This window comes from Pedobacter sp., from assembly GCF_965227205.1.
Taxonomy (GTDB): Bacteria; Bacteroidota; Bacteroidia; order Sphingobacteriales; family Sphingobacteriaceae; genus Pedobacter.
The window spans coordinates 2,809,687-2,821,643 of the sequence record NZ_OZ245727.1; the positions used below are offsets into that span (position 1 = coordinate 2,809,687).

At 32.3% G+C, this 11,957-nt stretch carries 10 protein-coding genes; all 10 read left to right on the forward strand.

Going from position 1 to position 11,957, the window contains the following annotated elements; all coding sequences use genetic code 11:
- The first annotated feature begins 128 nt into the window (after positions 1-128).
- The 10 genes from asnB to ACO05K_RS11935 all read left to right on the forward strand — a co-directional run bounded on the left by asnB (position 129) and on the right by ACO05K_RS11935 (position 11,841).
- Positions 129-1,931, forward strand: a complete 1,803-nt coding sequence (asnB, locus tag ACO05K_RS11890; RefSeq protein ID WP_421944649.1) for an asparagine synthase (glutamine-hydrolyzing) — start codon at positions 129-131, stop codon at positions 1,929-1,931.
- A gap of 501 nt (positions 1,932-2,432) precedes the next feature.
- Positions 2,433-3,536, forward strand: a complete 1,104-nt coding sequence (locus tag ACO05K_RS11895; protein ID WP_421944650.1) for a glycosyltransferase family 4 protein — start codon at positions 2,433-2,435, stop codon at positions 3,534-3,536.
- Between the two features lie 387 nt (positions 3,537-3,923).
- Positions 3,924-4,781, forward strand: a complete 858-nt coding sequence (locus tag ACO05K_RS11900; RefSeq protein ID WP_421944651.1) for an ABC transporter permease — start codon at positions 3,924-3,926, stop codon at positions 4,779-4,781.
- A 96-nt stretch (positions 4,782-4,877) separates the two neighbouring features.
- The gene (locus tag ACO05K_RS11905; RefSeq protein ID WP_421944652.1) at positions 4,878-6,005 is read left to right on the forward strand and encodes an acyltransferase family protein; all 1,128 of its coding nucleotides are present in this window, start codon (positions 4,878-4,880) and stop codon (positions 6,003-6,005) included.
- Positions 6,006-6,015: 10 nt separating this feature from the next.
- The gene (locus tag ACO05K_RS11910) at positions 6,016-7,272 is read left to right on the forward strand and encodes an ABC transporter ATP-binding protein (RefSeq protein ID WP_421944653.1); all 1,257 of its coding nucleotides are present in this window, start codon (positions 6,016-6,018) and stop codon (positions 7,270-7,272) included.
- 67 nt (positions 7,273-7,339) lie between these two features.
- Complete coding sequence (locus ACO05K_RS11915) at positions 7,340-8,065, forward strand: class I SAM-dependent methyltransferase (protein WP_421944654.1); 726 nt, start codon at positions 7,340-7,342, stop codon at positions 8,063-8,065.
- Positions 8,062-9,015, forward strand: a complete 954-nt coding sequence (locus tag ACO05K_RS11920) for a glycosyltransferase family A protein (protein WP_421944655.1) — start codon at positions 8,062-8,064, stop codon at positions 9,013-9,015. Before ACO05K_RS11915 ends, ACO05K_RS11920 begins: the two co-directional genes overlap by 4 nt.
- A 79-nt stretch (positions 9,016-9,094) precedes the next feature.
- Positions 9,095-9,940: a glycosyltransferase family 2 protein gene (locus ACO05K_RS11925; protein WP_421944656.1), complete on the forward strand. Its 846-nt coding sequence runs from the start codon at positions 9,095-9,097 to the stop codon at positions 9,938-9,940.
- Positions 9,940-10,863 carry a glycosyltransferase family 2 protein gene (locus ACO05K_RS11930; RefSeq protein ID WP_421944657.1) on the forward strand — a complete coding sequence of 308 codons (924 nt, stop codon included), beginning with the start codon at positions 9,940-9,942 and terminating at the stop codon, positions 10,861-10,863. The genes ACO05K_RS11925 and ACO05K_RS11930 overlap by 1 nt, the downstream gene beginning before the upstream one ends.
- A 6-nt stretch (positions 10,864-10,869) precedes the next feature.
- The gene (locus ACO05K_RS11935) at positions 10,870-11,841 is read left to right on the forward strand and encodes a glycosyltransferase family 2 protein (protein WP_421944658.1); all 972 of its coding nucleotides are present in this window, start codon (positions 10,870-10,872) and stop codon (positions 11,839-11,841) included.
- The last annotated feature ends 116 nt before the right edge of the window (positions 11,842-11,957 follow it).

Sequence of the window (11,957 nt, forward strand, 5' to 3'; positions counted from 1 at the left end):
GCGGTGTCTTATAGAGGGATTGAATAACTGGATTATTAAATGAATCATTGCCCCCTAACTCTAACCATCTAAGCAGATAATAATTAAAAATGGCATCCGATAACCGACAACTGGCAACTGGTAACTAAATGTGTCGCATTGCCGGGATTGTAGATAAAAGTAAAACTGAGGATCAGTTGAAGTCAGAAATAAAAGCTATGTGCGATTCTATGGCTCATGGAGGACCCGATGATGAAGGTTTTTATTTTAATGCCAATAATGGGATTGCTTTTGGTCACCGAAGATTGTCTTTAATCGATCTTAGTGCTGCAGGGCATCAACCAATGTTTTACAATGAGAATAAATATGTTATTAGTTTTAATGGGGAGATATATAATTATCGGGCATTAAAAGCTTCTCTGCTCAACCTAAACCATGAATTTAACAGCAACAGCGATACTGAAGTTATTTTGGCAGCCTATGCAGAATGGGGCATAAAAAGTTTCAGCATGTTAAATGGTATGTTTGCCTTTTCACTTTACGATTCAACATCTAACAATACCTATTTAGTTCGGGATTCTGCCGGAATTAAGCCACTTTATTTTAGTGCCATAAATCAACAACTCGTTTTTGCATCCGAGGTTAGAGCTTTCGAACATGCGAATCAGCGATACACTAACAATAAAAACTGGAAGATTTATCTACTGGCTTTTGGCCATATTCCTGAACCCTATACAACCTACACCGAAATCGAAATGCTACCAAAGGCGAGTTATTTAACCTGGGCGCATTCTAATCATACTTTTGAGGTTAAAGCATATCAATCTTTAATTCCAGAAAATAAAATTACCGATTATACAGAAGCTGTACAAGTTGTAAAGCAAAGCTTGAAAAACGCGGTTAGAAAACACTTATATTCTGATGCGCCAATTGGTGCTTTTTTAAGTGGAGGTATCGACAGCAGTATCATTAGCATTTTGGCTAGTCAGATATTGAAAAAACAAGAAAAACTGCACACCCTCGCCATCAACTTTGAAGAAGCTGAATATTCGGAAAAAATTTATCAGGATTTAATAAGTAGTCAGATAAAAAGCATTCATCGAGAGTATAGTGTTAGTAAGTCTGTTTTTGATGAGCAGTTTCCTAATGCGATTGCAGCAATGGATCAACCCACAACAGATGGAGTTAATTCATGGTTTATCTCCTACTTTGCCAAGCAAAACGGATTAAAGGCTGTTTTATCGGGCATTGGTGCTGATGAATTATTTGGAGGATATCCATCATTTAAGAGAATGGGCTTAGTTGAAAAATTGAGTAAGCTCCCTCGATTTATCCTTAAACAAGGCTTAAGATTTAATAAACCAATATTAAAAAGAGCGTATTATTTAAGTTATAAAAATACTTGCGGCAAGTATCTGTTTTTACGCGGAATTTTCTCGCCTGATGAAATTGCTTTGCTATTAAAGTGTACAATAAATCAGGTTGATGAAGTATTAAAAAATGCAAAAATTGGCGAAATGAATTCATCTCTTAAAGATGCAGAAAAAGCCAGTTGGTTAGAGTATAATCTCTATATGCAAAATCAGCTATTAAAAGATACTGATGCTATGAGTATGCAACATGGCGTTGAAGTTCGTGTTCCATTTTTAGATAAGGAATTGGTTAAATTTGTTAAAGAAATTAAAAGTGATTTGATTTATAAAACGGATAAACCAAAAGGTTTGCTAGTTGATGCTTTTGCAAATCTATTACCAGAAAAAATTTGGAATCGCCCAAAAATGGGATTTACTTTTCCATTTCAGAAATGGTTAAGCAAGAATCAGGAGTTTTTAAGTATCCTTTCTAATAATAAAAATGAGAAGGTACGAAATTTGACAGAAGATTTTAGAAATGGAAACCTACATTGGAGTAAGATAATGGCGGTTTATCAGGTTGTTGGGGATGAAGATTGAGTGAGTGAATGATTGAGTTATGAATCGTTGAATTGGTTCATTGGTCATTTGGTTAATTGTTAGTTACTGGTCTTCGACTACGCTCAGACTGACAAGCGGAAAAAAATTGATTACTTGAATGAATGAGTTATAAATTGTTTAATTGCTAATTGGTCAATAGGTCAATTGTTAATTAATTTATTGTCCTGGCCGGACAGGCATCTCCTTTTTGACAGCAAAAAGAGAGAAAACCGAGCTTTTGAGCGAGCTCATTAATGCACTTAAAATCAATAAAAAACTAATTAATAAACTGCCGGCTCGCTAGATTTCTTTTAAAGGCAGTGATTAGGCAAATTAATGCATCCCGAAATCTAGACCATGCCGATCTAAAAGTGGAACGGAGAGTTCGTAGTAAGGCTAAGTTGGGTGGATAGAAAGGCGAATTGATTAATTGTTTAATAGCTTTAATTGTCGAATTGACTAACTGGAAACTGGCAACCAAAAACCGCTAACAGATAAAAATTGATTTCAAACAAAAAAATTCTCTTTCTTACACTTCATACGTTCAGCTTAACTGGTGGAATTGAAAAAGTTTGCAGGAGTTTTTCGAAGGTTTTACAAGATTTACTGAGTGAAGGAAAATTAAGTGAGTATGAGGTGTTAAGTATGTATGATACGAATCCAGACTTACGATATGTTGAACAAAAATCTTTTCGAGGTTTTAATGGTGGAAGAATTAATTTCGCTATTCAAGCATTAATCAAGGGATACTACTCTGATATTATCATTTTAAGTCACATAAACTTATTGGTTTTTGGCTGGTTCATTAAAAAACTCAATCCAAAAAAGCGTATTATTTTATTTGCTCATGGTATTGAAATCTGGGAAAAACTCAGCAGGTGGAAAACGAATTTCATCAGAAAACAGGTCGAAATTATTGCTGTAAGTAGATATACTGCACATAAAATCGAAGAGGTACATCAAATCTCACCAGATAAAATAGAAGTGATTAATAATTGCCTTAATCCGTTTTTTGTAGCACCGAATTCATTTGGTAAACCACAGAAACTTATTAATCGGTATAATTTAAAAACAGATACAAAAGTTTTATTTACGCTTAACAGGTTATCTAGTACAGAACAATATAAGGGTTACGATAAAGTTATTGAAGCACTTGCTGAACTTCCAGAACATATCATTTACATATTGAGTGGAAAGGCTGATTTAGCAGAAGAACAAAGAATTAAAAAACTGATCGATAAACATCAATTGCAACAGCGTGTAATTTTGACAGGCTTTATTCCAGATGATGAAATCCAAAATCATTATTTATTGGCTGATGTTTTTGTAATGCCGAGTAAAGGTGAAGGTTTTGGCATCTCTTTTATTGAAGCGGCTTCATGTGGTTGTCGCTCTATTACCGGGAATGCAGATGGCAGTATAGATGCCATTTTAAATGGTGTTTTAGGACAGGCAATAAATCCGGAAGATAAAGCTGGACTATTATGTGTAATACTTGATGAGGTGAATTCGATATACAATAAAAAAGAATTACAAGAAAAGTGTTTAGAGTCTTTTGGGTTTGAAGGGTATAAGGAGCGTATAAGGGGTGTGTTGGTTAATTGATTGAATTGAATAATTGGTTAATTGGTCATTGGTTTATTGTTCATTTGCTCATTAAATTTAATGTCCTGACCGTAAAGGCTTTTCTCTTTTTTGGCAGCAAAAAGAGAGAAAACCGAGCTTTTGAGCGAGCTCATTAATGCACTTAAAATCAATAAAAAACTAATTAATAAACTGCCGGCTCGCTAGATTTCTATTAAAGGCAGTGGTTAGGCCAATTATTGCATCCCGAAATCTAGACCATGCCGGTCTAAAAGCGGAACGGAGATGAGGTGGTAAGGCTTAGTTGGATGGAAATGGATGGTTTTTTAGGTTAATTGTTTAATTGAACATTGGTTAATTGTTAAAATGGCGAACAGGCAACAGATAACAGACAACTGAAAATTATTAATGGAGCATAAAGAAGAACATCATTGGACTATTGAGGCGAAAGCTTCCTTATTTGATTTAAAATTAAATGAGGTTTGGGCTTATCGCGATTTATTAGTCCTGTTGGTTAGAAGAGATTTTGTTTCTTTTTATAAGCAGACAATTCTTGGTCCGCTGTGGTTTTTTATACAGCCGTTATTTACTACAATAATTTTCACCTTTATATTTGGTAACCTTGCCGGGATTTCGACTGATGGTTTACCAAAACCACTTTTTTACATGGCGGGCATAACTGCCTGGAATTATTTTGCTGATTGTTTAACTAAAACTTCTACTGTATTCAGAGACAATGCTGGCATTTTTGGCAAGGTCTACTTCCCCAGGTTTATTATGCCACTAAGCATTGTAGTTAGTAATTTGGTTCGCTTCGGTGTGCAAATGCTACTGTTTTTAATCTTAATGGCATACTATTATTTAACGGGTGCTGATTTCCATATTACATCTGCCATCTTACTTTTTCCATTGGTTGTTATTTTAATGGCTTTATTGGGCTTAGGTGCAGGGATGATTATTTCTGCCATGACAACAAAATACCGTGACCTAGCTTTCTTAGTGGGCTTCGGCGTACAGTTACTAATGTATGCAACAACTGTAATCTACCCTCTATCAACTGCATTAACTAAATATCCTGAATATGCATGGATAATTGAATATAACCCGATGACTCCCATAATTGAAACATTTCGTTATGGTTTTTTGGGTGAAGGAAGTTTTAGCTGGAGTAGCTTTGGTTATGCGGCAATTGTTACAATAGCCTTGCTCCTATTTGGAATTGTAATTTTTAATAAAGTGGAACGAAATTTTGTGGATACGGTTTAAGTGTTTAATTGTAGAATTGATTAATTGGTAAATTGTATATATGTCAAAGATTTCAATGAAATTAGAAAATCAAAATAAATTCTAGTCCTTAATACTTTGTTTACAAGAAAAGAAATAAATAAAATTAGGGTTCAGCTGAATACACCATTTAAAACTCCGAATTTCTTGGATGTGAAATATATTCCATCTTTAGATGGTTGGAGAGCAGTAGCCATATTGATGGTCATTTTTGGACATTTCATGCTCACGCTTGAAAAGGGCAGCATAATTCACACATTTTTAAAGCTAGTAGCAATTGGAGATATAGGAGTTAAGATATTTTTTGTTTTAAGCGGTTTTTTAATTACGACCCTTTTAATAAAAGAAAAAATAAAATATGATAGGATAAATCTGAAAAACTTCTTTATTAGACGAGCATTAAGAATAATTCCCGTTTTTTACTTATACTTAATTGTGGTTTTCCTAGTGAATCATTTTTTTAGACTCAACTTAGTCCTCTCTAATTTTATTGTACCATTATTCTACATTAACAATTTTAATTTCTTATCTAGAACTTGGATTACTGGTCATAGCTGGAGTTTAGCTGTTGAGGAACAGTTTTACTTAATTTGGCCATTTATTTTTAAACACTTTAAAAACAGCCTTCTAATTTGCTTAATTATAATTTTAATTATTCCCTTCTTTAAAATTGCTGAGTACGCGAATTCTCAAATTGGAAACTATATTTTAGCACCATTCTTTATTCCTTCGAGTTCAATATTTTCCGGGGCTCTAGTTAGCCTCCTGTGTTTTAATCCTCACATCTCTTCAAAAATCACAATAGCTAAAAATTTTAATTTTATAGCTTTTATACTTGCGATAATAGTTACTTATTCTATTTATTTTTTTTCAGTAAAAGGATTGTATGGAAAATTACTTTTACCCTTCGGAAATATTTTGACTGATATTAGTATCTGCTATATGATATTATTTTCGGTACTTAGAAAAAATCATTTTATTTTTAGAATATTAAATAGCAAAACATTTTTACAAATAGGAATCATTTCTTACAGCTTATATATCTGGCAACAGTTATTAATCATACCAAAAGGAAATTATCCAGTATTAGAGCAATATCTTTACTTTCCAATTAACTTGCTCTGTGTATTTGTTATTGGTTTTTTATCCTATTATTTCTTCGAAAAGCCTTTTCTAAGATTGAAGATGAAGTTTTCAAACTATTAACCCAAAAAATTTGTCTAAAAATATCTCAATTAAGGTAGAAAATCTAAGTAAAGCTTATCAGCTCGGTCAAATTGGCACAGGCACTATTAGTCGTGATTTGGAACGATGGTATGCAAGGATGCGTCGGAAAGAAGATCCTTTTCTTAAGATTGGGGAAAGAAATAACCAAAATGCTAAAAGTGACAGTGATGTAGTATGGAGTTTAAAAGATATCAATTTCGAAATTGAGCAAGGCGATGCGGTTGGTATTGTTGGCAGGAATGGCGCTGGCAAGAGTACTTTACTTAAGATATTGAGTAAAGTTACCGCTCCTACAACTGGTAAAATTTCTGGTAAAGGTAGAATTGCAAGTCTCTTGGAAGTTGGAACTGGTTTTCATCCTGAACTATCTGGAAAGGAAAATATATTTCTTAATGGCGCAATTTTAGGCATGCGCAAAAAAGAAATTCAACGAAAGTTGGATGAGATTGTGGATTTTGCTGGAATTGAACGCTATATAGACACACCTGTTAAAAGATACTCTTCGGGCATGTATGTTCGACTTGCTTTTGCTGTAGCGGCACACTTAGAATCAGAAATTTTAATAGTTGATGAAGTGCTGGCGGTTGGGGATGCAGAGTTTCAGAAAAAGTGTTTAGGCAAGATGGGTGAAGTGAGCAAAGGTGAAGGAAGGACTGTTTTGTTTGTGAGCCATAATATGAGTAGTGTTCAACAATTATGTAAAACAGGCATTTTATTAATAAATGGTACTATGAATTTGTTTGGAAATGCAAACATCATTGTTGAAAAATATCTAAAGAGGGAAAACAGCTATTCTTTTGATATGCTAAACGATACTAATATATTTACAAGACCTGAACTAGTTAGCATTGTAGTGGATGAAAAAAGCTTGGCGCAAAACAACTTTCATTTAGAGGCAAAATTTATATCTCCAACTCCTCTTAATAATCCAACCTTGGGAGTTATATTTTTGGATAAATTAAAACAACCTATTTTTGGAACCAATTCCAGAATGCAGAGAAGCGGCTATATCAATAAAATTCTCAGTAGTGGTACAATAACTTTAAAAATACCAGATATTCCACTCATACCAGGCACATACACGATTTCTTTATTTTTAGGGGATTCATTAACGGATTATGCAGAGTATCATGAGGTATTAAATATTGAACTAAATGACGACTTAATTGATAGCACAAAATTGCCAGACTTTCGTTCTATTGGTTCTGTTAAAGTTAAGAATGTAGAATGGCATTTATCAAGTTAAGTAAGATTTTAACCAATTCACTTAAAGTAGAATTTTCATCACAATTCTTATTTTCTAAATAAAAATTATGTTATTTAATTATTTTCACAATACTGCAATACATAATACTAGGGCAGGGGAAGAAGTGTTACCATATTTGTTTGAATTATTTAAACCAAAGTCAATTGTTGATATCGGTTGTGGAACAGGTTCATGGCTCTCTGTCGCAAAAAAGCTAGGGGCAAAAGTTAAAGGTATAGATGGTAATTATATTGATAAAAACATGTTATGCATTGATGACAGCGAGTTTCAATTACATGATTTAACGTTACCATTCTTTTTTGAACAAAAATATGATTTAGCAATTTCTTTAGAGGTGGTTGAACATTTGCATGAAAGCTCTGCTGAAACTATAGTAAAGACGCTAACGGATGCAAGTGACATTATTCTTTTTTCTGCTGCAATTCCAAATCAAGGTGGGCAAAACCACATCAATGAGCAGTGGCCAAATTATTGGCAAAAACATTTTGCTAAAGAAGGATATCATCCAGTTGATATTTTAAGACCGAAATTTTGGGATACTCCAAAAGTAGAATGGTGGTACAAACAAAATATGCTATTGTATACTACCAAAGAAAAAATAGAAATATTTGGTTTGCAAGAAAGTAAAAACCTTTTATCAATCGTTCATCCTGAATTGCTAAGTATCAAATGTTCACAAATAGAAAAATTAAATAAAATAGTAGAAGAAAATATTGATAAGCCAAAATTTACACAATCATTAAAGAGCTTAATAAAATCTATTATAAAATGAAAGACTTAGTTAATGGTGTTTCTATAGTAATGTGCTGCTACAATAGTGCTACTAGATTGCCAGAAACCTTAAAGCATATTTTCAATTTACGAGGAGATCTTAGTCATATAGAGTTAATAATCGTAAATAATGCTTCAACAGATAATACTCATGAAGTTGTCGCACAAGAATTAAATCGCTATGATAAAAAAATTGAATTTAAATTATTAAAAGAAGATAGATCGGGCTTGAGTAACGCCCGATTTAAGGGGGTAAAAAATGCTAAACACAATTGGGTCTTGTTTTGCGATGATGATAACTGGTTAGAGAAGAACTATATAATTAACTTTAGGAAAAATTTAGAGCACTATCCCAATCTCGGGATTTTGGGCTGTGGCATCTCAGAAGCTGTTTACGAAAAAAAACCCGATAGTTGGTTTGAGAACTACAAGCAACTTTGTGCTATTTTTGATATAAAAAATGTTGGGCACGAGCAAATCATAACCAAGAACTTGAATGAAATCTGTTACGTATTTGGTGCTGGAATGTTTGCTAGGAGAGATTTCATACTTCATTATTTTGAGGATGAAAATTTCAAACTATTGGATAGAACTGGTAGAACACTTACTTCAGGTGGTGATACTGATATGATCTGCTTTTTATTAAAGAATAACCACAGTGTTGGCATGTTCAGTAATTTAAAAATAAAGCATTACATTCCCAGGAATAGAATAAAGAGAAATTACATTCTAAGACTAATATCTGCGATGTCTTTGTCTAATACACTAATACGTTTTAAATACTATGATGAATTAAAAAAGCCTTTTCCAACTAAGTTTATTATAAACACAATTAATAATTTAGTACACCTAAATGTTTTTATTTTTGCATATAATTTTTCAATCCTTCTTGGAAACTACAAAGCTTATAAATTATTAAAAAAAACTAGTGGAAATTACTTACTACGCTAGTTAGATGAGCTAAAAATGAAGTGTTTAAATTATCATAAGAAACCTTTCGATAATTAACAACCATAAGCCAGCAGATAAGATGTCAATCAAGTTCTTCCCCAAAATTTCTATAGTAACCCCAAGTTTTAATCAGGCAGAATTTATTGAAGAAACAATTCTCTCTGTATTAAATCAGAAGTATCCAAATCTAGAATATATTATAATTGACGGTGGAAGTTCTGATGGAACGATCGATATTATTAAAAAATATGAGGATAAAATAGCTTATTGGATTAGCGAAAAAGACGATGGACAGAGTTATGCCATTAATAAAGGACTGCAGCGAAGTACTGGCGAAATTATTAGTTGGTTAAATTCAGATGATATTTTTTCAAACAACGCACTCTACACTATCGCCTCAGCATTCAAAAAATTTCAATCTCCTTTAATAGTCGGAGGTTCATTACATTGGGACGCAGTAAATCACCTCAAAGTACCACACGAAAGCAATCCTAAAACCTTCAGAGATTTATTGAGATACCATGAAGGCATATATTTACCTCAGCCATCTGTTTTTTATTCGCAGAAACTGTTATGTAAAGCAGGTTACTTAAACAACTCATTACATTTTACTATGGATTTGGATTTATGGTTAAAATTCGGACTTATTGAAGGTGAAAATCAAAAAATAACGTATATACCTGAACTCATTAGTTTAATGCGTTCGCATTCAGGCCAAAAAACATTTAAAAATAATTTTGAAGCCATGAAAGAAGTGTCCACTGTGGTTTTAAAATATTCAAAAAAATACAGATTAAATTGGAGAGAAAGATTAATACTCTTTTTTCAGAATAGATTATTCAGGTATAATATGTCTCTTCATAATAACGACAGATTTAGATTTTTGGATATTATCTTATATTCCAAATTAAAAAAAATATTTTAATGAAACACTTAGTGCCTATTTCAATTGTAATCCCTACGCTTGATCGTGGTTCTGAGATTTTATCATTGATTGAACAGATGGAAATTTTAACGGTTAAACCATTTGAAATAATCATTATTGATCAAACTGATAACTACCCAGAGGACATAAAAATCGAATTAGAAAAAGCCATTGATAGTTCAACATGTAATTTTATCTATCAAAAATCTAAAATAAAAAGTGCAGGAGCAGCAAGAAATTTAGGGGTTAAACTATCAACCCAAGACTTTATAGTATTCATAGATGATGATGTTATACTACCAGCAGACTTTTGCAGCAACTATTATAAAGCATTTATTGATAATCCAATGGTTGATGGCATTGCTGGCCGTGTTGAAGAGATTAATCAGCCAATAGCTTACGAGTTACCCCTTCAATTTAAAAATAAAAACACTGGGTTTCTTTTCAGACCAATGAATTATGGTTATAGCTTAAACGAATTAGCTGATTTAGGATCTTGTAATATGGGCATAAAAAAAATGGCTTTTCTTTCCTTAAATGGATTTGATGAAAGCATGAAAAGATTGGAAGACTCTGATTTATCATTAAGATTTATAAAAAATAATTTTCGATCAATATATGATCCTTCACTGTACCTTATTCATAAATTAGTGCAAACTGGCGCTAACCGACATATTACTAGACAACATAAATATCCCAATCATTTATATTGGAAAGAATATTTCTATTTCATTCTAAAAAACTGCGGACTTGTTAAAGGTCGCTCATTTTTAGTTTATTATATAAAAGGTGTACTATGGTTTAAGCCTCTTCTTATTAGACCTTGGCATTTTATTCCGGCTGTTTTTCATCTATTTAAAGGTGCTTTTAAAGCCAAAATGCAGTTAACTGCACAAAGTAAATTAATTCATAGTAATGCTTAAACGGCTATGTTAAAAATATCATCCATTTCTGTACTAATTACTTACTACAACGAAAAGGAACTATTAATCAGATGTTTACAAAGTATTAATAAACAATCTCTGTTACCTTTTGAGGTAATTGTTTATGATGATGCTTCAGTGGATCATGTTAAAAATTATATAGATACCAGCCTATATAATTTCGAGATTAAAACAATTAGAAGTGAAGAAAACAAAGGCCCAGGCTATGGACGAAATCAATTAATGATGATGGCGAATGGAGAATTTATACGCTTTCAAGATGCTGATGATGAGTTATTGGAAAATTCACTTTTGGAAATTCAAAATGCCATAAATAAAAGTAATGCAGATATTATACTTAACGAGGTTGCCTCTTATAATGAAAATGGAGAATTAATATCTGAAAAAGTTATAGGTCTATCTCAAGACATTGTTGATATCTTTAGCTTCAGCTTAATCCATGCCCTATTAATCCCATCTATAACATATAAAAAAGAATTTGCTATTTCTATTGAAGGTTTTAAAGAGCGTGAGGTTTTACCACAATCTGAAGATGCGGATTTTAACAGACGTATTTTTTTAAGAACGAATAACTTTCATTTTATTAATAAAACTTTAGTGAGGCAAAATATCCGTTTGCTAAGCCACTCTAATCAAAATTATGATGATGTATGGACTTCGAATCTAAAGTCCTTATTAGATTTAAAGCAAAAAATTACATCACATCATTTTCCAACTTACGCTGAAGCTTTGTTAAGAACAGGTTTACATCTTTATCATCAAAAAAATTATCAGTCGGCAAGAATTGCTTTCAATGCTTACGAAACAAGTGGTTATGCAAATTATCTGAGCTACAATATTATTAAAAGAAATCTCGCATTTTTCTTTGGACCAATGTTTACCGAACATTTATCTGTAATTTATATAAATATGCTTCCAGCAAAGGTTAGAGTTAAATTGAAAAAAATTAATGGCTAAAATTCCACAATTAAATGAGCTTACATCAATTCTTTTTTTCAAGCAATGTGAGTTGTATGCTTCCATAGTAATAAAAGGTTGAGGGCAATACGGTTTTTAAGAACATATTTATAGTA

Bases quoted from the DNA above. Each gene is read 5' to 3' on its own strand.
- ACO05K_RS11930 (WP_421944657.1), top strand. From the start codon at position 9,940: ATGAAACACTTAGTGCCTATTTCAATTGTAATCCCTACGCTTGATCGT.
- ACO05K_RS11935 (WP_421944658.1), top strand. From the start codon at position 10,870: ATGTTAAAAATATCATCCATTTCTGTACTAATTACTTACTACAACGAA.
- ACO05K_RS11920 (WP_421944655.1), top strand. From the start codon at position 8,062: ATGAAAGACTTAGTTAATGGTGTTTCTATAGTAATGTGCTGCTACAAT.
- ACO05K_RS11915 (WP_421944654.1), top strand. From the start codon at position 7,340: ATGTTATTTAATTATTTTCACAATACTGCAATACATAATACTAGGGCA.
- ACO05K_RS11900 (WP_421944651.1), top strand. From the start codon at position 3,924: ATGGAGCATAAAGAAGAACATCATTGGACTATTGAGGCGAAAGCTTCC.
- asnB (WP_421944649.1), top strand. From the start codon at position 129: ATGTGTCGCATTGCCGGGATTGTAGATAAAAGTAAAACTGAGGATCAG.
- ACO05K_RS11925 (WP_421944656.1), top strand. From the start codon at position 9,095: ATGTCAATCAAGTTCTTCCCCAAAATTTCTATAGTAACCCCAAGTTTT.